Genomic DNA, 24811 nt, shown 5'->3' with positions numbered 1-24811 from the left:
TACAACTACTGAAATATTGTGAAAACAGAACGTAAACACATTTTATTAAAATGGCAAATATTCAAGAATTATTAGAAAGCGGAGTGCACTTCGGTCACTTAACTAGAAAATGGAACCCAAACATGGCTCCATACATTTATACAGAACGTAACGGTGTTCACATCATCGATTTGTATAAAACATCTGCTAAAATTGATGAAGCTGCATTAGCTTTACAAAAAATAGCTAGCTCTGGTCGTAAAATATTATTCGTTGCAACTAAAAAGCAAGCGAAAGATATTGTAGCTGAAAGAGCAACAAACATTAACATGCCGTTCATTACTGAGCGTTGGCCAGGTGGTATGTTAACAAACTTCGTAACTATCCGTAAAGCTGTTAAAAAAATGGCTACTATTGATAGAATGAAGCAAGATGGTTCTTTTGATGCTTTATCAAAAAGAGAAAAGTTACAAATTAACCGTCAGAGAGCTAAATTAGAAAAGAATTTAGGTTCTATTTCTGATATGACTCGTTTACCTGCTGCTGTATTTGTAATTGATGTTAAAAAAGAACACATTGCAATTGCTGAAGCTACAAAATTAAACATTCCAATTTTTGCATTAGTTGATACTAACTCTGATCCTAGACCAGTAGATTACGTAATTCCTGCAAATGACGATGCTTCAAAGTCTATTGACAAAGTATTATCTTATATTACTGACGCAATTACTGAAGGTTTATCAGAAAGAAAAGCTGATAAAGAAAAAGTAGCTGCTCCTGTAAAAGAAGAAGCTAAAGTTACTACTGAAGCTCCTGCTACAGAAGAAACTAAATAATTTTAATTTATTTTTGATTAAAGGTTTCATTAATTTGAAACCTTTAACTATTTTTACAAGTATAAAACAACTAAAAAATAACAATAGATATGTCAGTAAAAATTAGCGCTGCAGACGTAAAAAAATTAAGAGAAAGTACCGGAGCTGGTATGATGGATTGTAAAAATGCATTAGTAGAAGCAGAAGGTAACTTTGATAAAGCTGTTGACGTTTTACGTAAAAAAGGACAAAAAATCGCTGCTAAAAGAGCCGATAGAGAGTCTACTGAAGGTGTAGCAATTACTAAAATTAGTGATGACAACACTTACGGTGTTGCTATTGTATTAGCATGTGAAACAGATTTCGTATCTAAAAATGATTCTTTTAAAGATTTAGCTGCTGAATTTGTTGCTATTGCTTTTGGTACTAAAAGTAAAGAAGAATTTTTAGCTGCTGATTTTGGTGGAGTAACTGTTGCTGAAAAATTAATTGAACAAACAGGTGTTATCGGTGAAAAAATCGATATTACTTCTTTTGAAAGATTAGAAGCACCATACGTAGGTTCTTATACTCACATTGGTAAAATTGCTGCTATGGTTGGTTTATCTGCTCCTGCAGATAATGCTGCTGTTTTAGCAAAAGATTTAGCAATGCAAGCTGCTTCTATGGGAGCTGTTTCTTTATCTTACAAAGGTTTTGATGCTGCTTATGTAGAGTCTGAAACTGAAGCAAGAATTGCTGCTATCGTAAAAGATAATGAAGAATTAGTTCGTTTAGGTAAAACTTTAAAGAACGTTCCTCAGTATGTTTCTAGATTACAATTAACTGATGCTGCTTTAGCTAGTGCTGAAGAAATTGCAAAAGAGCAATTAAAATCAGAAGGTAAACCAGAAAAAATTTGGGATAAAATTTTACCAGGAAAAATGGAAAGATTTATTTCAGATAACACAACTTTAGATCAAGAACAATGTTTATTAGATCAAAAGTTTATTAAAGACGAAAAGAAAACTGTTGCAGAATATGTTTCTTCTTTTGGTGACGTAGAAGTTAAAAACTTCGTAAGAGTTACTTTAGGATAATTCTTAAACATCACAAAATATTTAAAAACCATCCAATTTTTTGGATGGTTTTTTCTTTTATCAAAATTCAAACTCAAAAAAATTGCGTAGTTTTGCAAAACTTTCAACAAGATTATGCAATATAAAAGAATCCTTTTAAAATTAAGCGGTGAATCATTAATGGGCGACCTTCAATATGGTATTGATCCTAAAAGACTTAAAGAATACGCCCAAGAAATTAAACAAGTAATAGCTAAAAACATTGAAATTGCCATTGTTATTGGTGGTGGAAATATTTTTAGAGGTGTTGCTGGAGCTAGCCAAGGAATGGATAGAGTTCAGGGTGACCACATGGGAATGTTAGCAACCTGTATTAATGGTTTAGCTTTGCAAAGTGCTTTAGAGGCTGAAGGAATTCATACTCGTTTACAAACTGCTATCGAAATTAAAGAAATTGCAGAACCTTATATTAAACGTCGTGCAAATCGTCATTTAGAAAAAGGACGTGTAGTTATTTTTGGAGGAGGTACTGGAAATCCGTATTTTACTACTGATACTGCAGCAGTTTTAAGAGCTATTGAAGTAAATGCAGATGCCATTTTAAAAGGAACTAGAGTTGATGGTATTTATAATGTAGATCCTGAAAAGGATAAAAATGCTATCAAATACGAAAGTATCAGCTTTAAAGATGTTATCAGAAAAGGATTAAAAGTAATGGACATGACTGCCTTTACTTTAAGTGAAGAAAATAAACTTCCTATTATTGTTTTTGATATGAATAAAAAAGGAAACTTACTTAAATTAGTTTCTGGAGATCAAATAGGAACAATAGTTGACAACCAATAAATCAAAAGAATCCCTCACATTTTTTATAGGGCAATAAATACGAGCAAAATGAACGAAGAAATTGATTTTATTTTAGATTCTGCCAAAGAGGCAATGAATAATGCAGTTGCACATTTAGAAAAAGAATTACGTACTATTAGAGCTGGAAAAGCATCTCCTGCAATGTTAGCAAATGTACAAGTTGATTACTATGGTTCAGCAACTCCTTTAGGTCAAATAGCAAACGTAAGTACTCCTGATGCAAGAACAATTACCATTCAACCTTGGGAAAAAAATATGCTTCATGAAGTTGAAAAAGCAATTACTTACGCTAATTTAGGATTCAACCCAATGAACAATGGTGATGTTATTATTATTAACGTTCCTGCTTTAACTGAAGAGCGTCGTAAAGAATTAGCTAAACAATGTAAAGCAGAAGCTGAACACGCTAAAGTAGGTATTCGTAATGCACGTAAAGATGCAAATAACGATATTAAAAAAACCGATGTTTCTGATGATGTTAAAAAAATATCAGAAGAAAGTGTTCAAAAATTAACCGATAGTTTCAGTAAAGTTATTGAAGAAAAAGTAGCCGTAAAAGAAAAAGAAATAATGACTGTTTAATTACTTTCATATATATATAAAGAGTGTCTGTTATGACACTCTTTTTTTCGTTTAATTGTTACTTTTATCATAACTTTGCAAAAAAATTTCAAATGACTTTTTGGACTAAAATTGCTGGATTTATATTGAGAAACAGATACCTAGTTTTAATCGCTATCGCTATTATTACAGGGCTTTTAGTTACTCAAATCAAATACATGCGTTTCTCATATACAGAAGCAAACTTGCTTCCTAAAGATCATGAAGCGAACATCCAATACGATCAGTTTTTGGAAATTTTTGGCGAAGAAGGTAACTTAGTTATATTAGGTGTAAAAAATGCTAGTATTTTTACGCCTATAAAATTTAACGCATGGAATACCCTTGTAAAAGAATTAGATAGTGCAAAACAAGTAGATTTTACAGTTTCTATTGCTGATGTTAAAGAATTAAAAGCTGATAGAAAAAATAGAAAATTTGTACTAGAACCTTTATTTGATAAAGCACCTACAACAAATGAAGAAGTAAATAAGATTAAGAAACAGTTATTTGAAAACCTTCCATTTTACGACAACTTATTATATAACGACAAAGGGACTTTACAAACAGCTATTTATATAGATAAAGAAATTGTAAATACGCCTGCACGTAGAGACTTTATTACAAAAGTATTAATTCCTACTGTTGAAAAATTTGAAAAAAAGCATCAGATAGATGTACGAATGTCTGGAATGCCTTATATCCGAACTATCAATTCTCAAAATATTATTGATGAAATGCAACTGTTCGTATTAGGTGCTTTAGGTATTACAGCTGTTATTTTCTTTTTCTTTTTCCGTTCATTTAGAGCTACTTTTATCACACTACTAGTTGTTGGTATTGGTGTTATTTGGGCTTTCGGATTTATAGGTTTATTTCGATATGAAATTACTGTTTTATCTGCTTTAATACCACCATTAATTATTGTAATTGGAGTACCAAATGCGGTTTTCCTTATCAATAAATATCAACAAGAAATAAAAAAACACGGAAATCAAGCGAAATCATTACAACGTGTTATTTCAAAAATAGGTAATGCAACTTTAATGACCAATATTACAACAGCATCAGGTTTTGCAACTTTTGTTTTTGTAAAAAGTCAATTATTAAGAGAATTTGGAATTTTAGCGTCAGTAAATATTATTAGTATTTTTATTTTGGCACTATTAATAATTCCTATTGTTTATAGTTTTATGCCACTTCCTGAAAAAAAACATTTAAGTCACTTAGAAAAAAAGTGGATGGGAAATGTAGTTTCAATGGATGGAACGTATGGTAAAAGAACAACGAATTACCATTTATATTACTACTGTTATCGTAATTATATTAAGTATGATTGGCGTTTATCAAATTCGTGTTTCGGGTAGTTTAATTGAAGATATGCCTAAAGAAGCGCAGTTTTATAAAGATATTAAGTTCTTTGAAACAGAATTTGGAGGAATTATGCCTTTAGAAATTTTGATTGACACAAAAAGAGAAAAAGGTGTTATGAAGCTTTCTACTTTAAAGAAAATGGAAAAATTAAATGAAGCTATTGAAACTTTTCCTGAATTATCGAAACCTATTTCAATAACAAATTTGGTCAAATACTCTAAACAAGCATACTATAAAGGAAACCCTAAATATTATCAATTACCAACTAGTCAAGAAAAAGTACATATTTTCGCTTTCACTAAAAATTCAGATACCAATTCAGGTATGTTGAATAATTTTGTAGATAGCACTGGTCGTTATACACGTATCACTACTTTTATGAAGGATGTTGGTACTGATAAAATGGATATCATTCAAGGACGCTTAGATGCTGTTATAAAAAAAGAATTTCCTAAAAAGAAATTTACTGTTTCTATGACAGGAAAAGCTTTAGTTTTCTTAAAAGGAACAAATTATTTAATTAAAAATTTAGTAATTTCATTATCCCTAGCTATTTTATTGATTTCAATTTTTATGGCATGGATGTTTCGTTCTTATAAAATGATTTTTATATCATTAATACCAAATATGCTTCCATTGTTAATTACAGCAGGTTTAATGGGCTTTTTTGGTATCCCTATAAAACCATCTACAATTTTAGTATTTAGTATTGCTTTTGGTATTTCTGTAGATGACACTATTCATTTTCTCGCTAAATATCGTCAAGAATTACTTGCCAATAATTGGAAAATTAAACCAGCTGTTTATGCAGCACTTCAAGAAACAGGTGTTAGTATGTTTTACACATCTATTGTATTATTTTTCGGCTTTCTAGTATTTACAATTTCTAGTTTTGGAGGAACAATAGCTTTAGGGGGGTTAGTTTCAGTTACATTATTATTGGCAATGGTTTCTAATTTATTATTATTACCATCTCTTTTACTTTCTTTTGAAAAAAGAATTGCGAATAAAAAAGTACTAAAAGAAACTAACTTTAAAATTTTACCTCCAAAGGAGAACTAAATAATAGGCTTAAAACACCTTAAAAAAAACAGTGTTTTTCCTGTTTTTTAAAATTTTAAAAACTTCTTTAAAATTATTAACTTATATTTATAGCAATAAAAAAGGGATAGCATAAGCTACCCCTTTTAAACCCTTTTCAAAAAACTTTAATATTTTTTATAAGACTATAACTAAACGTTTTCCTTTTCATAGATACAATTATAACACTGTATTTTTTTTTAGCTGCCTTAAAGTATGCCACAAATATACATTCAATCTAATTTTTACACAACTGCGTCTTTCCGTAGTTTTTATAACTTATGAGTTTAGAACAAGAATTAAATATTGGTAAGAACACACAAGAAAGTGTTTCTGATACCCCCCTAAATAAAGAATCTGAAGCATATCAATTCTATCAAAAAACGATTCCTAAATTTGTTGGGCAAGCAGCCTACATTTACTCTTTCAAAGAAGGAAAAATGTTATATGCCTACGGATGGGAAGAGTTATTAGGTTATAAAAATGATGAAATTACAATGCTTAAAATTGTAAGCTGTACTTCTCCTAGACATTTTAAATTTTCAAACGAACTTAACGATAAAGCTTTGAAAATTATGAGTACTAGAACTGATAATTTAGAAGAATATAGCTTTACTTTAGAAGTTGAAAAAGTTCATAAAAATGGTAGCATTGTCCCTTTATTTTCTAGAGTAGGTGTTTTTAAAGCTTCAAACGGTAAAGTAGATGAAATTATTGGTTTTTCTCAAGTTATAAAATCACTAAAACATAGTAATGTGATGCAATATGCAGCATATGGTCCTGCAAAATCAGATTTTGAAGAATTATTAAATAAAAAATTATTTAAACATCTTGCTATTTCTAAAAAAGAAAAAGAAGCACTTAGTATGGCTGCAAAGGGAATGGCTTTTAAAGAAATTGCAGCAGCATTAAGTATTAGTCAATCGGCTATTGAAAAACGTTTAATACCTCTCTATAAACGATTTGATGTAAAAAGTTTACCTCATTTAATTAGTTTTGCACATACCAATCATATTCTTTAATAAACTAAAGCTAATCAATTAAATTTATTTTTTCAATCTTAGCTTCATTTACGCCTATTTTTAATAACATTTTTAACCAGTTATTCTCTTGACTCGTGTTGTTTTTATTACCTAAAACCCAAATAATATTTTTATTTGCTATAATACTACAACTTTCTTTATCTATTTCTCCTGTTTCTGTAGGGTCTAAAAATCGTAAAATATTTTTAGGGTTTATTAACTCTTCATCAATGGGCTTTCCTGGATTAAGATCATCAATTACTAAATAATCACATTCTTTCCAAGACCAAATTCTACGGCGATCTAATTTGGTGTTTTCCTCAATATAAAAAAAACTAAATAATTTCATTGCACTAGTATACAAACAAACTTTGTGTTTAATTGATAATTCATTTAAAACCCCTACCCCTAAACTTGTTTTACCGCAAAATTGAGAACCAAAAATTAATAGATGGTTTCCTGAACCTTTTCCTTCAATAAAATTAAAAATTGATTTTTTATCTTCATTATTTATATTAAAATTCCACTGACTTAATCGAAATTGAAAAGGATAATTTGCATAATGTTGATACATTTTTGTTAAATACCAATAACTAGAAGCCTTTAATAAATAGAGAGAAAGAAGAGTTAACACAACAATTGTAGGAGTATCTTGTAGACCATTTTTATAAAAACTATAAAGAAAAGCACCAAATGCAAAAAAAGCAACATCCGTAATAGTATCATAACTGATATTTGACCAATTCGGATTAAAAGTATATTTTTCTTTTTTTGAAGAAGGTTTAATCTTTAATAAAGGCCCTAAAAAATTATATAATTCAAACAGAAACCAAAATAAGGTAACAACAAAACTAGCATATACTGGGTTTTTGTAGCCATTTATATGCTGAATATTATCATGTAAAATAAAAGAAGGTATAAAACCTAAAGCAATATGTCCAAATTGATTTGCCAACCACGAATAAGTTAAGGTAACACCTCGATGTGAATCTTTCCCTATTAAATCTTCTTTAAGCTGATTTAAAACTGTACGTCTTTTAATTTTAGCCATCATTATAAAATTCAATGGCGAAAATACAGCTTTAAAGAAACATCTTCTGAAAAACAATGAGAATCTACGTTGATTGTTTTATTTCAAAAAAGTATCTTTGCTATTCAATTTTTAAAAGATGAAAAGAAGTAGCGTTAACGAATTATTACATTCGGATAAATTTTTACAGGAAGTACACGTAAAAGGATGGGTTAGAACCTTTAGAAGCAATCGTTTTATTGCTTTAAATGATGGATCTACCATTAACAATATTCAATGTGTTGTAGATTTCGAAAATACAGATGAAGAACTTTTAAAAAGAATAACTACAAGTGCTGCTGTTAGTATTACAGGTACTTTAGTTGAAAGTGAAGGTAAAGGACAAACTGTAGAAGTTAAAGTTACTAAACTAGAAATTTTAGGAGATTCTAATCCTGATGAATATCCTATTCAACCTAAAAAACATAGTTTAGAGTTTTTAAGAGAAAATGCTCACTTACGTATTAGAACAAACACTTTTAGTGCTGTTATGAGAGTTCGTTCTGCTTTATCTTTTGGAGTACATAAGTATTTTCAAGAAAACGGATTTAACTATGTAAACACACCTATTATTACAGGTTCTGATGCCGAAGGTGCTGGTGAAATGTTTCATGTATCTAATTTTGAAACAAATAAAGCTCCTTTAAATGAAGAAGGAGAAATTGATTATACACAAGATTTCTTCGGAAAAGAAACTAATTTAACCGTTTCAGGACAATTAGAAGCAGAAACCTATGCAATGGCATTAGGAAAAGTATATACTTTTGGTCCTACTTTTAGAGCTGAAAACTCAAATACAACGCGTCATTTAGCAGAGTTTTGGATGATTGAACCTGAGGTTGCATTTAATGATTTAGATGCAAATATGGATTTATCTGAAGATTTTATCAAGTCAGTTTTAAACTATGTTTTAGAAAACTGTAAAGATGATTTAGCATTTTTAGACAATCGTTTAACGCAAGAAGAAAAAACAAAACCACAAGCTGAACGTAGTGAAATGGGGTTAATTGAAAAATTAAACTTTGTTGCTAATAATAACTTTAAGCGTGTTTCTTATACCGAAGCTTTTGATATTTTACGTAACTGTAAGCCTAACAAAAAGAAGAAATTTCAATTTCCTATTAATGAATGGGGTGTTGATTTACAATCAGAACATGAGCGTTATTTAGTTGAAAAACACTTTAAATGTCCTGTAATTTTATTTGATTATCCTGCAACGATAAAAGCTTTTTACATGCGTTTAAATGACGACGGTAAAACAGTTCGTGCTATGGATGTTTTATTTCCAGGAATTGGAGAAATGGTTGGAGGATCGCAAAGAGAAGAACGTTTAGATGTTTTAAAAGCTAAAATGGCCGATTTAAACATTGATGAAGAAGAATTATGGTGGTATTTAGATACTCGTAAATTTGGTACAGCTGTACACTCTGGTTTTGGTTTAGGATTTGAACGTTTAGTTTTATTTACTACAGGAATGAGCAATATTCGTGATGTAATTCCTTTTCCAAGAACTCCGCAAAACGCCGAATTTTAAAAAAAAATAAAATTTATAAAATACAATCGTCATTCCTAACAGAATGACGATTTTTTTTTATCCTTATTTCCTATATTTGTAAGTATGCTAAAACAAAGTTTACATTATAAGTTACTTCAAAAATTATCGCCTCAACAAATTCAGTTGATGAAGTTAATTCAATTGCCTACACAAGCTTTTGAAGAACGTTTAAAGCAAGAAATTGAAGAAAACCCTGCTTTAGATACTGGTAAAGAAGAACCAGAAAACTTTGAAGATACTTTAACAGATTCTGAAGATTTTGATGAAGGAACTGAAAAAATAGATACTAATGATATCAATATTGATGAGTATTTAAGCGATGATGAATATCCGAGTTATAAAACACAAGCAAACAATTATTCAGCCGATGATGAAGAAAGGCAAATTCCGTATGCAGCTGGAACAAGTTTTCATCAATCATTAAATAATCAATTAAATACTTACAGAATTAATGAAGAAGAACGTGCTATTGCTGATTTTTTAGTAGGAAGTATTGATGATAGTGGTTATATAAGAAGAGAAATTATCGATTTAGTAGATGATTTAGCCTTCACGCAAAATGTTTTTACATCCGAAGAAAAAGTAGAAGATATTTTAATTAATGTAGTTCAAAAATTAGATCCTATTGGTGTTGGTGCTCGTGATTTAAAAGAGTGTTTAATTATTCAATTAAAATCAAAATCAGTAAAAGAAACAAGAACATTTGCTATTGATATTCTTGAAAATGCATTCGATCACTTTGTTAAAAAGCATTACAAAAAACTTCTTGAAAAATTTAATATTGAAGAAGATCAACTTAAAGAAATAATTACTGAAATCGGAAAATTAAATCCGAAACCTGGTAGTTCGTATGCAGGAAATAATAAATTAGCAGAACAAATAGTTCCTGATTTTTCAATACAAATTATTGATGGAAATTTAGAATTGACTTTAAACTCTCGTAATGCACCTGAATTACATGTTTCTCGTGAATACAATAATATGTTAAAAGGTTATAGCGATTCTAAAAAGAAAAGCAAAAGTCAAAAAGATGCTGTAATGTTTATTAAGCAGAAATTAGATGCTGCAAAATGGTTTATTGATGCTATAAAACAACGTCAACAAACCTTGTTAATTACTATGAATGCTATAATGCTACGTCAGGAAGCATATTTTTTAACAGGTGACGAGCGTAAGCTAAAACCGATGATTTTAAAAGATATTGCTGATGAAATACACATGGATGTCTCTACTGTTTCAAGAGTTGCAAATAGTAAATATGTAACAACGCCTTACGGAACTAAATTGATTAAAGTATTTTTCTCTGAATCGATGAAAAATGACCAAGGTGAAGATGTATCTACACGTGAAATTAAAAAAATACTAGAAACAGTTATTCAAGAAGAAGATAAACGAAAGCCTCTTACAGATGAAAAATTATCTAAAATATTAAAAGAAAAAGGTTATCCAATTGCAAGAAGAACTGTTGCTAAATACCGTGAGCAATTAGATATTTCGGTAGCAAGGTTACGTAAAGAAATATAAGATAATGCGCTGGTCTAAATTTATATCCACTATTTTACACCCAATTGTTATCCCAACAATTGGTATCATTTTATATTTTATTTTAACACCAGTTCATTTAAGTCGTCATCAACAATATACGATGTTAAGTATTGTATTTGTTACTACTTATGTAATTCCAATACTTTTATTAATATTCTTAAAAGCCATCGGATATATAAAATCCTATCAAGTATCTAAAATTGAAGAACGAAAAGTTCCTATATTTTTTATGATGACTTTACTATTTATGTTAGGTAGGTTTTTCTTAGAGATAGCGGTTATTAGAGATTTAAGTTACCTATTTTTTGGAGTCGTATTTGGATTAGGTTTTGTCTACATCCTTTTTAACGTTAATACAAAAACTAGTTTACACCTATTATCTATGGGTGCTGCTACTGGATACTTCTTACTTTTTCAACAAATACATAACATTTACATACTGCCATTAATCATAGTTTTTATAGTACTTTCAGGAGTTTTAGCTAGTGCAAGACTTCACTTAAAAGCACATACTGTTAAAGAAGTGTATCTTGGTTTTTTTATTGGTATAGCAAGTCCTTTTTTTGCATTTTACCTTTTATAATAGATAAAAACTCAACCCTATTCGGATTATATTAGTATTCTTATTTGAAGAACCATTTTTTAAAATAGGTGTTAGTCCGTAATACACATGAAAATTAAAAGTACTGTAACCTACTGAAAGTGTTAATCCTGTTTGAAACTTATTATATTTTGGTAAATTTGAAGTACTAATTATCGTATCTGAATCGGTATAACTGAAACTATTATTTAAATTATAACTTAGCTTAATCCCTGTATAAATTCGCCAAAAAGAATAGCTATTTACAGTTGATGTTCTTAATCGAAACTGAATAGGCATTTCAATATTATGTGATTTTAACTTATCTACAGTTATAACATTAGCAACTTTTAACGTTACTAGATTCTCTTCTACTACTTTTAAATGATGATTAAAAGAATCAAAACCATAACCTAAACCAACTCCTAGTGCTATTTTACTACTTTTGACAAGCGGAATATCTTTTATATAACCACCTGAAAAACCGAATGAAAAACCAGAAACATTTAATTCTTTTGGTTGATTACTTAAAATATTATATGAAATATTTATATATAATTGATCCTCCCAATAACGATCGCCTATTTGTAAAGAATCTTTTTGAGCATAACTACATATTGATAAAAAAACTAAAAATAAAGTTACAAGGTGTTTCATAAAAATTAACTATGGTTAAATATAGTTTATTTACATAAAAAAAGAGCAATCATATGATTGCTCTTTTTAGTATTTATTTTTTAAAAAGTAATTACTTTTTAATATCTGCTGATTTATGAGTAGATAAACTTAATTTAAGAGCATTTACATCTCTTAATTTTTCACGAATATCAGATAAAGTTCCAACACTCGATTCTTTATCCATCTTTATAGAAGTTGTCATAAAAGGAACTTCAGCTTCCGATACATTTCCTCTTTCTAAGAAAATAAAAGAAGGTACATCATCTGGTGTAGCAATCTTATCGTTTAACTGGATTCTATTATAACCCGTTCCATATTTAGCATCTTTAGCCTTACCAACATAAATAGTGCTCACTAAACTTTTACGTTCAAGTTTCTTTACTTCACTAGCACTAGGTAAACGAGGTGCATCTATCGCTAAATCACTTTCTCTCATTACCGTTGTTACCATGAAAAAGAATAATAACATAAAAACAATATCAGGAAGTGAAGAAGTATTCACTGCTGGCATCTCTTTTTTCTTATTTTTAAATTTAGACATACTTAAATTGTTTTAATACTATTGAACATTAGTTGGTTCAGAATCAGATATAATTTGAGGGTAACTCGCCTTAATATCTTCTACTTTTTTTCTTAATGCATCATCTTTTCTTGCTCCAGCTGTAAAAGATTTATCTAATTCAGTAAAACTCATACCGTATTTTTGTTGGCATAATTTATTACGTAATTCAGCATATGCTTTTAACAGTTCATTTTGAACAGCTACATACATACCAAACTCAGTACCTCTATCACTTTCAACAGAAATAATAGCTTTATTTGGATGATCTGATGAAGCTGGATCTTTAGCTCCTTTACAATAGTTACAAGATGCTCCTGCATCTTTCCCTGGCATCGGATTACCAACACCACCACCGTTATCTATAAATTTAACAGCCGCATCTTTTAAGTCTTTTAACTCCATACCTTCATCCTCTACGAATAATTGGTTATTTCTGTTAATAATTACTTGAAAGATGTTTTTCTCTTTTACAATAGGTGGTACAACATCAGATTTTTCAGCTAACTTTTTAGGGATACCTGAATCAACATCCATTGTTGTTGTTACAAGGAAAAAGATAAGTAGCAAGAATGCAATATCTGCCATAGAACCTGCATTAATTTCTGGGTTTTCTCTTCTTGCCATGTTTACTTATGATTTAACTATTCCTTTTAATAAATCTACTACAAAAAATGCTCCAGCTATTGCACCTAAAATAATGGTAAAACTAATTCCTGTTCCTACCCATTTAGAAGTACTTCCTTCTGCAACTAATACTCCTTGATCAGGACCTAATACTTGACCATTAGAAGAAAACATGTATGATACCACTAAAAGCACACCTAAAACTGAAACACCTAATAAGGTTTTCTTTAAGGCAGCAGGGTTTTTAAACATACTCAATAGTGAAATTACTACAGCAACAATTACAATTACAATTAGTAAATAATATGAATAACTTACTAAAGGAGAAACAGCGTTAGAAACCGCTTCTACGTTTTCTTTGTCTATTATTACAACGTTTACAAATAACGCAACACCGATAAGTGATATTGCAGCTACAAGTAATGTTAATATTTTATTATTCATATGATTGATTATTTTTTATACTTAGCTAATAAGTCGATTAAAGAGATTGAAGCATCTTCCATATTATTTACAATACTATCAATTTTAGAAACGATATAATTATAAAAAATCTGTAAAATAATTGCTGCAACAAGACCAAATACAGTTGTTAAAAGTGCAATTTTAATACCACCTGCTACTACTGCTGGAGAAATATCATTTGCTACTGCAATCTTATCAAAAGCCTCAATCATACCAATTACAGTTCCCATGAACCCTAACATCGGTGCTAATGCAATAAATAAAGATAACCAAGAAACATTTTTCTCTAATAACCCCATCTGTACACCACCATAACCTACTACAGCTTTTTCAGCAGCTTCTAAACCTTCGTCAGCTCTTTCTAATCCTTGGAAAAAGATAGAAGCAACAGGTCCTTTTGTATTTCTACAAACTTCTTTAGCAGCTTCAATACCACCAGAACTTAAAGCATCATCTACACTTGCTACTAATTTCTTAGTATTAGTTGTAGCCATGTTTAAATAAATAATTCTTTCAATTGCGATTGCTAATCCTAAGATTAAAGCTACCAATACGATACCCATAAACTGAGGATCTCCTTCAATAAAACGTTGTTTTAACTCTTGGTGAAAAGTTTTTTCTGCTTCTTGAGCATAAGTTGACTGAATAGCCCCTAAAAACATAAATCCTGCAACAGTTAGGAAATTTACTACTTTCTTCATTTTGTTATAATTAATTTTAAATAGTTAATGGGTTAAAAATACAAATTTTACTAGAAAAAACTTAAATTTTTACAAATAAGTAATTATTTACTCGTACTTCAATAAAGTTTTATTTTCAGAGTGGCAAGTAACAAAAAAATCTTGGTACATTAAAAAAATTAAGGTTATTTATAATACATTTTTGTTTCAACAACTATTTCAGACAGTTATAGCTATTAATTTAGTTAAAACAATGCATTTTAATTAATTTCACCTCTTAACGATGTTTCAAAATAATGTTTAAACTCTTCTTTTGATAACTTTTCGCCTAACAAGTACATCATTTTAGCAACAGCAGTCTCTGTTGTGATGTCTTTTCCGTCTACAATTCCGATGCGTTTTAAATCAGAACTGGTTTCATAATGTCCTAAAATAACACTGCCCCCTGCACACTGAGTTACGTTAATAATATAGATACCTTTAGCAACTGCTTTTTCCAATAAATTTATAAACCATTTTTCGGTAGGTGCATTTCCAGAACCATACGTTTCTAAAATAATTCCTTTCAAATAGGGTATATTTATAAAACTATTAACAACCGATGCTGTTATCCCTGGAAATAACTTTAAAATAGCCACATTATTGTCTAATTTTTTTCTGAAGATAAGTTTATTTTCTTCTTTTTCAATGTTTAAATAATACTGGGTGATTAAAATTTAAATGAACACCACTTACTACTAAAGGCGGATAATTCATCGAAGCAAAAGCCTCAAATTGTTCTGCATTTATTTTTGTAGTTCTGTTGGCTCTGTATAATTTATATTCAAAATATAAACCGACCTCTTGTATTACTGGTTTTCGATTTTCGCTAGTTGATGCAATTTGTATCGAAGTAATTAAATTTTCTTTCGCATCTGTTCGTAAATCACCAATTGGTAATTGTGATCCTGTAAAAATAACTGGTTTTTGTAAATTTTCAAACATAAAACTAATTGCCGATGATGTATATGACATCGTATCAGAACCTGTAAGTACTACAAAACCATCAAATTGCTCATAATTATCAGCAATAATTTGGGCGATATCAATATAATAGTTCACATTCATATTTGATGAATCTATAGCTTCATCAAATGAAATAGTAGAAATTTCACAATTTAATTGCTGTAATTCGGGTATTTTACTAGATATCTGACTAAAATCAAAAGCTTTTAAAGCACCTGTTTTATAGTCTTTAACCATACCAATAGTTCCTCCTGTATATACTATTAAAATTTTAGGGGTATTTGACATTATGAAAAATTTATTATTAAGTAATTTAACTGTAAAAAACAGATTGTAAAGCTATCAAACAAAATGATGCAAATTTTTAATACTCCATTAATTTTAGTCGATTTTTATAAATTGATAGCTATAATCTCTTTATTATATTTATACAATAAGCAATAATTAGTATTTTCTATCAAAATAGAATGAATAATATAAAAATAGCTCTAAAATATTAATACTATTGATATTCTTAGTTTTTATCCCCAAAAAAAAATGATGAATAACTCATAGTTGTATTTAACGTGATGATATTTTATAAGACGTAATTTAATTATGGAATAATTTTGTAAATTTATCAATCAAAAATGATGCAAATTTTTAAAACAAAATAAATTATGATAGGATTTTATATTTTAATAGGTATTATCTCTTTATGTAGCTGGTTAGTAAGTAGTATGCTTAAAAGAAAATTTAAAAAATACTCAAAAGTTCATTTAAAAAATGGAATGAGTGGCGCTGAAATAGCTGAAAAAATGTTAAATGATCACGGTATTAATGACGTAAAAGTTATTTCTACTCCAGGAATGTTAACCGATCATTATAACCCTCAAAACAAAACAGTTAATTTAAGTGAAGGTGTTTACAACCAAAGAAATGCAGCCGCAGCAGCAGTTTCAGCTCATGAAGTTGGGCATGCTGTACAACGTGCAAGAGCTTATCAATATTTAGAAATGCGTTCTAAATTAGTGCCAATGGTAAGTATTACCTCTAAATATTCGCAATGGATGGTTATTGGTGGAATTGCTTTTGGTGCTGCTTCTGGTAACTCTGGAATTGGTTTTTATATTGCTATTGCAGGTTTAATTTTTATGGCTGTAGGTACACTTTTTAGTTTCGTTACTTTACCTGTTGAATATGATGCAAGTAACAGGGCTTTGGCTTGGTTAGAAGATAAACACATTGTAACTCGTGAAGAATTAGCAGGTTCTAAAGATGCTTTAAAATGGGCAGCAAGAACATATTTAGTTGCGGCATTAGGTTCTTTAGCAATGTTATTATATTGGGGATTACGTATTTTAGGAAGTAGAGATTAGTATTGTAGCTTCCTTTTACATCTTATTTATACTAAATTAAGAATCACCTCATAAATAAATAAACATTTAATAATTCGAAATATTATGTTAAATCGCCATATTATTTTTAAAAAAATTATTATATTATGAAAAAATTTATTTTATCTATTGCTGTGTTAGCTTCTGTTGCTTTTGTTTCTTGTTCTGATGATGATAATAATGCTGAGGAGAGCGTTAACTCTTGTAAAGAATGTGAAATGATGGGGTCTATCACTACTAAATATTGTGATAATGGAGACGGTACAATAACAGTGACCGTTTTAGGACAAGAGACATCAATAAGTCGTCTTCCAGAAGGAACGACTTTTGACAAATATATTGAGTCTATGGATACAGCTGGAGTGACTTGTAAATAATTTATATTAAAAAAAAGGGGAAGTTTTAAAAACTTCCCCTTTTTTTTTATTCTTTAATCATTCAATTTTAAAACTGCCATAAATGCTTCTTGTGGAATTTCTACATTACCAACTTGACGCATTCTTTTCTTACCTTTTTTCTGCTTTTCTAATAACTTACGTTTTCTAGAAATATCACCACCATAACATTTTGCTGTTACATCTTTACGTAAAGCTTTAGTTGTTTCTCTGGCGATAATTTTAGCTCCAATTGCTGCTTGAATAGGAATATCAAACTGCTGTCTTGGTATTAATTGTTTTAATTTTTCTACAATTTTCTTACCGATTGTATAGGCATTATCTGCATGTAATAATGCTGAAAGTGCATCAACAGGATCACCATTTAATAGAATATCTACACGAACTAATTTAGAAGTACGCATTCCGATTGGCGAATAATCAAAAGAAGCATACCCTTTTGAAACTGTTTTTAATCTATCATAAAAATCAAATACAATTTCTGCTAAAGGCATATCAAAAGTTAATTCAACTCTTTCGGTAGTTAAATATGTTTGATTTACAATTTCCCCTCTTTTTTCAATACAAAGCGACATTACTTGTCCAACAAAATCAGATTTTGTAATTATTGATGCTTTAATAAAAGGTTCTTCAACTTTTTCTAATCTTGATGGATCAGGTAAATCTGTCGGATTATTTAATAATACAATTTCCGTAGGATTTTTCTTTGTGTATGCGTGATAAGAAACGTTGGGAACAGTAGTAATTACTGTCATATTAAATTCACGTTCTAAACGTTCTTGGATAATTTCCATGTGTAACATTCCTAAGAATCCACATCGAAAACCAAAACCTAATGCTGCTGAACTTTCTGGTTGAAACACCAAAGAAGCATCGTTTAATTGTAATTTTTCCATTGAATTACGTAATTCTTCGTAATCCTCTGTATCAACAGGATAAATACCTGCAAAAACCATTGGTTTTACATCTTCAAAACCATCGATAAGGCTTTCTGTTGGATTTTCAAAGTCGGTAATTGTATCTCCTACTTTTACTTCTTTTGCAACTTTAATTCCTGTAATTAAATATCCTACATCTCCTGTTTTTACTTCTTGCTTTACTTCTTGTTCTAGTTTTAAAGTACCAACTTCATCGGCTTTATATTCCGTACCTGTTGACATAAATTGAATACGCTGATTCTTTTTAATAGAACCATCAATTACTCTAAAGTAAGTTTCAATTCCTCTGTAAGAATTATAAACAGAATCAAAAATTAAAGCTTTTAAAGGCGCATCAGGATTTCCTGTTGGCGCTGGAACTTTTTTAATAATTGCTTCTAAAATATTTTCTACTCCAAAACCTGTTTTTCCACTTGCGTGAATTACCTCTTCAGGTTCACAACCTAATAAATCAACAATATCATCAGTTACTTCTTCAGGATTTGCTGATGGTAAATCAACTTTATTTAAAACTGGAATAATTTCCAAGTCATTATCTAAAGCCAAATATAAATTAGAAATCGTTTGTGCTTGAATACTTTGTGCAGCATCAACAATTAATAATGCACCTTCACAAGCGGCAATTGAACGAGATACTTCGTACGAAAAATCTACGTGTCCTGGGGTATCAATTAAATTTAGAATATAATCTTCACCTTCAAAAGTATAATCCATTTGAATAGCGTGTGATTTAATGGTAATACCACGTTCACGCTCCAAATCCATGCTATCTAATAACTGTGATTTCTTTTCTCTCTCCGTTACAGCACCTGTGTAGTCTAATAATCTGTCTGCAAGTGTACTTTTACCGTGATCAATATGTGCAATAATGCAAAAATTTCTAATTTTCTTCATTCGTCGTATTTCTAACCTCTTATGACTGACAAAGATACTTTATTGAAAAACGTTGTACAATTAAAAATTTATTCAAAAAAATATTAATTTCAATAAAAAGAGAATTTTTAGTTTATAAAACACCTTTTACTGTTTAAAACACCACAGAATAAATGAATTAGCACATTTTATAAATAGGAAACCGTACATTTTTATATCTTCATTGTATATTTGCATCAATTAAATGATTAACAGTTCATATATGTTAAAAAAAACAGTACTATTTGTTGGATTACTTTTATTATTAACTTCTTGTTGGAAAGACAGAAGCCCTGAAGATTTAATCCGTTTAAAAGAGAAATTCAAATCTCAAGTTTCAACTTTCGAAAACAAAAAAGAAACCGCTAACAAAAAAATAACCAAAGGTTTAAATTCTTTAGGAGCATTAAAATTAGCTTTAGAAGATGCCAAAAATGAAGATAAAGAATTTGCCCGAGTTTATGGCGATTGGGAAAAAGTCAATAGAAAAGTAAATAACCTTAATAAAGAATTTGAAGATTTAAAAGCAAAAGCTTCTAATTTATTTACCGCTATGGAAACTCAAACCAATAGTTTGAGCGATGTTGCAACCAAAACAACTCTTTTATCAGCAATTAATAAAGCAAAAAAGAACTATAATACAACGCTAAATAATACATCAAAAGCAATACAAAAATTAAGACTTTTGCATACTGATGCTGTTGAAATTGTAAAAGCTTTAGAAGTTGCTGCTGCACTTAATTCATTCGATTCTATTAACGGACAAATGAAAAGCATTGAACAAAGAGTTGATGGTATAATGCAAGAACTTAATGTTGCAGTTACTGAAAGTAAAAAATTATACGAGAAAAAAATAACCGAATTAGGTAACTAATAATCGTTTATTTGATAAAATAGAACATAAAATACAATTATAGAATTTTGATTAAAATTGGAAATATAGAACTTCCTGATTTTCCGCTATTATTAGCGCCAATGGAAGATGTGAGTGACCCACCTTTTAGAGCTTTATGCAAAGAAAATGGTGCCGATGTGGTTTATACTGAATTTATTTCTTCGGAAGGATTAATTCGTGATGCCGCAAAAAGCGTAATGAAATTAGATATTTACGAAAAAGAACGCCCTGTCGGGATTCAAATATTTGGAGCAAATTTAGATTCAATGCTACAATCTGTAGAAATTGTTGAAAAATCAAACCCTGATATTATTGATATCAATTTTGGATGTCCTGTTAAAAAAGTGGTTTCTAAAGGAGCTGGTGCAGGTATTTTAAAAGATATCGACTTAATGGTTTCACTAACCGAAGCAATGGTAAAACATACGAATTTACCTGTAACAGTTAAAACTCGTTTAGGTTGGGATGAAGATTCTATTAAAATTGTAGAAGTTGCCGAACGTTTACAAGATGTTGGCTGTGCTGCAATTTCTATCCACGGAAGAACACGTGCGCAAATGTATAAAGGCGAAGCAAATTGGGCACCAATTGCAGAAGTAAAAAACAACCCAAGAATGCACATTCCTGTTTTTGGAAATGGTGATGTTGATACACCTGAAAAAGCCATGAGAATGCGTGATGTATATGGTTTAGACGGCTGTATGATTGGTAGAGCTTCTATTGGATATCCTTGGTTTTTTAACGAAATAAAACACTATTTTAAAACAGGTGAATATTTAGCAAAGCCAACAATTGCACAACGTGTAGAAATGGCTCGTAGACATTTACAAATGGCTATCGATTGGAAAGGACCTGTTTTAGGCGTTTTTGAAACAAGAAGACATTACACCAATTATTTTAAAGGAATTCCACATTTTAAAGAATATAGAATGAAAATGGTAACTTCGGATGCTCCAGAAGATGTTTTCAAAGCTTTTGATGAAGTTGAAGCAAAATTTGGAAATATGATTATTCCTGATATTAGGTAATAAATCAAAAAGGGGCAGACACATAGGTCTGCCCCTACATTAATAATCGTAGGGGCGAATCTGTGTGTTTGCACATTTTACAAGCTTCCTTAATTTCTGTATTTACTTCGCTTTTATGTACTAATTTAGAATAAATTTATATCTTTAAGAAAAATGAAAAAATTGCAATTTATAATTACAATACTCGCTTTTTTAGCATTCAATACGCAAGTAAAAGCTCAAAATTCTAATTTACCTCGAAACGCAAAACCAGGAATATGCTACGAGCGATGTTTTGAGTATGACAAAAAAATTGAATGGAAAGAGGTTAAATGTTCAAAAGTTAAGCAAGAAAAATCAAAAAAAGAACTTGTAAAATGTGAACAAGATAAAATCAAAATGAAAAAATATCAAGAGAAATTAAAATCTCTTGGCTATGATGTTCAAGTAACAGGGCGTATTAATAATAAGACCGTAAATGCACATCATCAGTATTTAAAAAAACAAAAAAAAGCTGCTAAAAGAAAACGAAAATTAGAAAGAAAACAGCAGAGAAAACTCAGAAAATAAAAATCAAAAAGAGAAACTATCAATCCTCCCCTATTTCAAAAATATGTGAGGATTTTTTATTTATTTATGTTTTTATTAACTACCTAAAAATCAAACTAAATTATAATCATTTAAAAATAAATTTTAATGAAAAAGATAGAAATAATATTAAGTGATGAACAGTATTTAAATATTAAAAATGAAATTGAAAGATGTTCTAAATTAAATATAGAAGCAGGAACATTGACTGGTTTAAGTTTTAAAGTCTCTAATTATTTTGCAGGAATCTCTAGTCTTGAGTTCGAAATGCATAAAAAAATAGATTTAGGAGATGTTGATTGGGAATTCACTGACTCTTAAAAAATTACTAGTACGAATCTACTATTAAAATAATATTAACTAAAAAATTAAAATTGTGATTGGTAATCCTAAAAAGAAAGCTAAGTTAAAAACCTTAGAAAAGGCAATGCTAAAATTCAAAAATTATAGCAAAGAAGACCAAATAAAAGAAGATGAATATTTAAAAACCAATGTGTTTAAGGAACTTGAAAATATAAATGATGGATTTGACTCTGAATGGATATATTATTTCTCAGAATCAGATTTTCAAATAGTATTAAACAGAGTTAAAAAACTTGGAGTAGGAATAACAGGAATTCAACCTTGTATTGATGGAGGGTTTTATGTTCCTGCTGTAGTAGAATTTTATGATACTTTTTCTGCTGATTCAAAATGGTATCAAGAAGCGTTTAATAACTTCAAGATAACTAAAAAAAAACCTAAAATATTCAGCAAGCTATATAGTACCTAAAAAATCGCTTAGAAAATAAAAAACCTTAACTTACTAAACTAAAATTTAAAATATTATGAAAATTTTATTTTTCGATAAACGTTTTCGATATTCTTGAACTAGCTATTTTAGCGGCAATATAACCAAGTATTGAAATGGTAAGAATTACAACCAATAAATTTATCCATCTGAATTCTACTGGATATGCTAAATTTTGAGTTATCATAAATAACTCATAACGTTGCTGAATTAACACTAATAAAACTCCCAAAACGATTCCTACAATCATTCCTACAATGGTTAATAAAAATCCTTGTAGAATGAATATCTTTTTTATCTCCTCAATACTAGCACCTAAATTATACAAAGTTTTTAAGTTTTGACGCTTATCAATAATCATCATTATAATAGAACCTATCACATTAAACAAGGCTATCGCTATTATCAATGTAAAAATTAAATAAGAAATAAAATTTTCGGTATTAATTACTTTATAGTACAACGCATTTAATTGCGCTCTTGTTTTAACTTCAAAATTAGCTCCTAAACGCTGTTGTAATTGCTCTTGAAAATCATCTAAATCAACAGTTGGTTGTAGTTTTAGTTCGATTCCTGAAATCTGATTTTCAGTATAATTTAACAACTCTTGCGCTAAAGATAATTCTGTAAAAACATATTTATTTTGAAATTCTTCAGATCCTGAATACGCTCCTATTACTTGCGTATCAACAGATACATAAGCATTATTGGCATTTACAAATCCTTTTCCTGGCTTTGGAACCATAATTTGTAATGGTGCGCCAAAATTTAAAACTCCTAACGATAATTTATATGAAATTCCGTAGCCAATAACTGCGGTATTTTTAAACTCAGGATCGACCCAAGTACCAACAGTTAATAGTGAATCTACAGGAATAATACCTTTATAACTAGCATCTACTCCTTTAATATAAGCAATATGTGTTTTATCTTTATATTTTAAAAAGACACGTTCTTCTATTACTTTTGAAATTGTCTTTATTTCAGTATCTTTTATTAATTTCTGATGAACATCATCAGAATATTCAAAAGATTTTCCTCTTACTGTCGTTATTTTGATATCAGGATCAGAGGCATTCAATAAAGAATCACTAAAAGTTCTTAATCCTGAAAAACCCGATAAAATAACAAATAATGCCAAAGCCCCTACAACAACGCTAAAAACCGCAATAAATGTAATAATATTTATGGCGTTTGTGCTTGTTTTAGAAAACAGGTATCTTTTAGCGATGTATAAAGAAAATTTCAAAATTTTAATAAATTTTAATTAGCAATGTAAAGAAAATTTATTAACGTTTTTGACGACGTGGCAATACATCAGGATTTTGAATAGGATCTACATCTTCACCTTTTAAAGACTTATCAATATCTTCAATATAATCAAGACTATCATCTCCAAAAAACAATAATTCTGGCATTCTTCTTAATTGATTTCTTGTACGTTTTGCTAATTCACGACGAATTAACGGCGTATTAGAAATTACACCTTCTACAATTTCATCTCTTTTATCCGAAGGAAAAACGCTTAAATATATTTTAGCGACTCCTAAATCGGCAGTAACCGAAACTTTAGATACCGATATAATTACTCCCTTCATTCCATCTTGTGCAGCACGTTGTAAAACGTCTACCAAATCTAGTTGCAATACTCCTGCAATTTTTCGTTGTCTGTTAGTTTCTTCCATGCTGCAAATTTAAGGATAAAATTACGGAGTGTAAATTTTATTTTTCACTGCATATATTACTAACCCTACTCTATTTCTTACATTTAACTTTGTAAACAAACTATCACGATAACCATCTATCGTTTTAGGGCTTAAAAACATCTTGTCTGCAATTTCTTTATAAGTCAATTCAGAACAAGCTAACTTCATGAATATCATTTCATTACACTTGAAGTTGACATTTTCTTTTTCGTTTTTTCCTGAAATAGAATTTAATAATAATGTAGTTACATTTCTTGTATGATAAAAGCCATTATCCATCACTTCAAGTAGTGCTTTTTCTAAAACATTTTTTTCGGTATCTTTTAATAAATAACCAACAGCACCCACTTTCAACATTTTTAACATGGTATTTTCAGCATCTTCAACTGATAAAGCCATTACATTTACTGCTGGAAAATTTTCTGAAACCCATTCTGTAGCTTCAATACCATTCATTACTGGCATATTAACATCCATTAAAACAATATCGGGTACATTTTTAGCTGATATTTTAAATTTATCGACTAATTCTTGTCCATTTTTACTGGTGTATAGTACTTTAAATTTATCAAATGAATTTACCATTCCTTCAATGGCTTGAGATAAAAGCGTGTGGTCGTCAACAACAACAACTGAATATGTCATA

27 protein-coding genes and 1 pseudogene are annotated in these 24811 nt (G+C 29.5%); 16 read left to right on the top strand and 12 right to left on the bottom strand.

The window, feature by feature from the left end; genetic code table 11:
* The first annotated feature begins 50 nt into the window (after nucleotides 1-50).
* The 6 genes and pseudogenes from rpsB (at nucleotide 51) to PG913_RS01770 (ending at nucleotide 6795) form a co-directional block, all read left to right on the top strand.
* Nucleotides 51-815: a 30S ribosomal protein S2 gene (gene rpsB / locus PG913_RS01795; protein WP_271231365.1), complete on the top strand. Its 765-nt coding sequence runs from the start codon at nucleotides 51-53 to the stop codon at nucleotides 813-815.
* 89 nt (nucleotides 816-904) lie between these two features.
* Nucleotides 905-1873, top strand: a complete 969-nt coding sequence (gene tsf, locus PG913_RS01790; RefSeq protein ID WP_271231364.1) for a translation elongation factor Ts — start codon at nucleotides 905-907, stop codon at nucleotides 1871-1873.
* Nucleotides 1874-1987: 114 nt separating this feature from the next.
* Complete coding sequence (pyrH, locus tag PG913_RS01785) at nucleotides 1988-2698, top strand: UMP kinase (protein WP_101902530.1); 711 nt, start codon at nucleotides 1988-1990, stop codon at nucleotides 2696-2698.
* Between the two features lie 48 nt (nucleotides 2699-2746).
* Nucleotides 2747-3301 carry a ribosome recycling factor gene (gene frr / locus PG913_RS01780; protein ID WP_271231363.1) on the top strand — a complete coding sequence of 185 codons (555 nt, stop codon included), beginning with the start codon at nucleotides 2747-2749 and terminating at the stop codon, nucleotides 3299-3301.
* A 92-nt stretch (nucleotides 3302-3393) separates the two neighbouring features.
* Nucleotides 3394-5755, top strand: a pseudogene (locus tag PG913_RS01775) (efflux RND transporter permease subunit).
* A 299-nt stretch (nucleotides 5756-6054) separates the two neighbouring features.
* Complete coding sequence (locus PG913_RS01770) at nucleotides 6055-6795, top strand: LuxR C-terminal-related transcriptional regulator (RefSeq protein WP_271231362.1); 741 nt, start codon at nucleotides 6055-6057, stop codon at nucleotides 6793-6795.
* Between the two features lie 10 nt (nucleotides 6796-6805).
* Here the strand turns inward: PG913_RS01770 and PG913_RS01765 are convergent, their stop codons facing one another.
* Nucleotides 6806-7846, bottom strand: coding sequence for a P-loop NTPase family protein (locus PG913_RS01765; protein ID WP_271231361.1), 1041 nt, complete (start codon nucleotides 7844-7846; stop codon nucleotides 6806-6808).
* A 118-nt stretch (nucleotides 7847-7964) separates the two neighbouring features.
* On the opposite strand from PG913_RS01765, the gene asnS reads away from it, so the two are divergent.
* From asnS to PG913_RS01750, 3 genes are all read left to right on the top strand, one after another.
* Nucleotides 7965-9398 carry an asparagine--tRNA ligase gene (asnS, locus tag PG913_RS01760; RefSeq protein ID WP_271231360.1) on the top strand — a complete coding sequence of 478 codons (1434 nt, stop codon included), beginning with the start codon at nucleotides 7965-7967 and terminating at the stop codon, nucleotides 9396-9398.
* Between the two features lie 84 nt (nucleotides 9399-9482).
* Nucleotides 9483-10943, top strand: coding sequence for an RNA polymerase factor sigma-54 (gene rpoN / locus PG913_RS01755; protein ID WP_271231359.1), 1461 nt, complete (start codon nucleotides 9483-9485; stop codon nucleotides 10941-10943).
* A gap of 4 nt (nucleotides 10944-10947) precedes the next feature.
* Entirely contained in the window at nucleotides 10948-11547 is a 600-nt protein-coding gene (locus tag PG913_RS01750; protein WP_271231358.1) for a hypothetical protein, read from the top strand.
* Here the strand turns inward: PG913_RS01750 and PG913_RS01745 are convergent.
* From PG913_RS01745 to PG913_RS01715, 7 genes are all read right to left on the bottom strand, one after another.
* Nucleotides 11542-12201: a porin family protein gene (locus tag PG913_RS01745; RefSeq protein ID WP_271231357.1), complete on the bottom strand. Its 660-nt coding sequence runs from the start codon at nucleotides 12199-12201 to the stop codon at nucleotides 11542-11544. The genes PG913_RS01750 and PG913_RS01745 overlap by 6 nt on opposite strands.
* A gap of 91 nt (nucleotides 12202-12292) precedes the next feature.
* Nucleotides 12293-12763: an ExbD/TolR family protein gene (locus PG913_RS01740; RefSeq protein WP_271231356.1), complete on the bottom strand. Its 471-nt coding sequence runs from the start codon at nucleotides 12761-12763 to the stop codon at nucleotides 12293-12295.
* Between the two features lie 18 nt (nucleotides 12764-12781).
* Nucleotides 12782-13408 (bottom strand): ExbD/TolR family protein, encoded by a 627-nt coding sequence (locus PG913_RS01735; RefSeq protein WP_271231355.1) that lies wholly within the window; start codon nucleotides 13406-13408, stop codon nucleotides 12782-12784.
* 6 nt (nucleotides 13409-13414) lie between these two features.
* The gene (locus PG913_RS01730; protein WP_271231354.1) at nucleotides 13415-13852 is read right to left on the bottom strand and encodes a hypothetical protein; all 438 of its coding nucleotides are present in this window, start codon (nucleotides 13850-13852) and stop codon (nucleotides 13415-13417) included.
* Nucleotides 13853-13860: 8 nt separating this feature from the next.
* On the bottom strand, nucleotides 13861-14574 hold the full coding sequence (locus tag PG913_RS01725) for a MotA/TolQ/ExbB proton channel family protein (RefSeq protein ID WP_271231353.1): 714 nt from the start codon (nucleotides 14572-14574) through the stop codon (nucleotides 13861-13863).
* Nucleotides 14575-14813: 239 nt separating this feature from the next.
* Complete coding sequence (locus PG913_RS01720; protein WP_271231352.1) at nucleotides 14814-15191, bottom strand: hypothetical protein; 378 nt, start codon at nucleotides 15189-15191, stop codon at nucleotides 14814-14816.
* Nucleotides 15192-15237: 46 nt separating this feature from the next.
* Nucleotides 15238-15846: an asparaginase gene (locus PG913_RS01715; protein ID WP_271231351.1), complete on the bottom strand. Its 609-nt coding sequence runs from the start codon at nucleotides 15844-15846 to the stop codon at nucleotides 15238-15240.
* A gap of 371 nt (nucleotides 15847-16217) precedes the next feature.
* Here PG913_RS01715 and PG913_RS01710 point away from each other — a divergent pair, with 371 nt between their 5' ends.
* Both PG913_RS01710 and PG913_RS01705 read left to right on the top strand, forming a co-directional pair.
* Complete coding sequence (locus PG913_RS01710; RefSeq protein ID WP_271231350.1) at nucleotides 16218-16916, top strand: zinc metallopeptidase; 699 nt, start codon at nucleotides 16218-16220, stop codon at nucleotides 16914-16916.
* Between the two features lie 152 nt (nucleotides 16917-17068).
* Nucleotides 17069-17311: a hypothetical protein gene (locus PG913_RS01705; protein ID WP_271231349.1), complete on the top strand. Its 243-nt coding sequence runs from the start codon at nucleotides 17069-17071 to the stop codon at nucleotides 17309-17311.
* 53 nt (nucleotides 17312-17364) lie between these two features.
* On the opposite strand, the gene lepA is transcribed toward PG913_RS01705, so the two are convergent.
* A complete protein-coding gene (lepA, locus tag PG913_RS01700; RefSeq protein WP_271231348.1) occupies nucleotides 17365-19161 on the bottom strand; it encodes a translation elongation factor 4 in 1797 nt (598 codons plus the stop codon).
* Between the two features lie 241 nt (nucleotides 19162-19402).
* On the opposite strand from lepA, the gene PG913_RS01695 reads away from it, so the two are divergent.
* From PG913_RS01695 to PG913_RS01675, 5 genes are all read left to right on the top strand, one after another.
* Nucleotides 19403-20053 carry a hypothetical protein gene (locus PG913_RS01695; RefSeq protein WP_271231347.1) on the top strand — a complete coding sequence of 217 codons (651 nt, stop codon included), beginning with the start codon at nucleotides 19403-19405 and terminating at the stop codon, nucleotides 20051-20053.
* A 47-nt stretch (nucleotides 20054-20100) separates the two neighbouring features.
* The gene (gene dusB / locus PG913_RS01690; RefSeq protein ID WP_271231346.1) at nucleotides 20101-21102 is read left to right on the top strand and encodes a tRNA dihydrouridine synthase DusB; all 1002 of its coding nucleotides are present in this window, start codon (nucleotides 20101-20103) and stop codon (nucleotides 21100-21102) included.
* A gap of 153 nt (nucleotides 21103-21255) precedes the next feature.
* Nucleotides 21256-21651, top strand: a complete 396-nt coding sequence (locus tag PG913_RS01685) for a hypothetical protein (protein ID WP_271231345.1) — start codon at nucleotides 21256-21258, stop codon at nucleotides 21649-21651.
* Nucleotides 21652-21777: 126 nt separating this feature from the next.
* Nucleotides 21778-21990, top strand: a complete 213-nt coding sequence (locus tag PG913_RS01680; RefSeq protein WP_271231344.1) for a hypothetical protein — start codon at nucleotides 21778-21780, stop codon at nucleotides 21988-21990.
* A 55-nt stretch (nucleotides 21991-22045) separates the two neighbouring features.
* Nucleotides 22046-22441 (top strand): hypothetical protein, encoded by a 396-nt coding sequence (locus tag PG913_RS01675; RefSeq protein WP_271231343.1) that lies wholly within the window; start codon nucleotides 22046-22048, stop codon nucleotides 22439-22441.
* Between the two features lie 64 nt (nucleotides 22442-22505).
* On the opposite strand, the gene PG913_RS01670 is transcribed toward PG913_RS01675, so the two are convergent.
* Genes PG913_RS01670 through PG913_RS01660 form a run of 3 tightly spaced genes read right to left on the bottom strand, consistent with a single transcriptional unit; the run spans nucleotide 22506 to nucleotide 24810 of the window.
* Nucleotides 22506-23708 (bottom strand): ABC transporter permease, encoded by a 1203-nt coding sequence (locus PG913_RS01670; RefSeq protein WP_271231342.1) that lies wholly within the window; start codon nucleotides 23706-23708, stop codon nucleotides 22506-22508.
* A gap of 40 nt (nucleotides 23709-23748) precedes the next feature.
* Nucleotides 23749-24144 carry a 30S ribosome-binding factor RbfA gene (rbfA, locus tag PG913_RS01665; protein ID WP_271231341.1) on the bottom strand — a complete coding sequence of 132 codons (396 nt, stop codon included), beginning with the start codon at nucleotides 24142-24144 and terminating at the stop codon, nucleotides 23749-23751.
* Nucleotides 24145-24165: 21 nt separating this feature from the next.
* The gene (locus PG913_RS01660) at nucleotides 24166-24810 is read right to left on the bottom strand and encodes a response regulator transcription factor (RefSeq protein ID WP_271231340.1); all 645 of its coding nucleotides are present in this window, start codon (nucleotides 24808-24810) and stop codon (nucleotides 24166-24168) included.
* Nucleotide 24811 lies beyond the last annotated feature (1 nt).

Origin of the sequence: Tenacibaculum pacificus (assembly GCF_027941775.1) — a bacterium.
GTDB classification, from domain to species: domain Bacteria; phylum Bacteroidota; class Bacteroidia; order Flavobacteriales; family Flavobacteriaceae; genus Polaribacter; species Polaribacter pacificus_A.
Note: the sequence above shows the minus strand (reverse complement) of the source record. Positions and strands in the feature narration are given on the sequence as shown.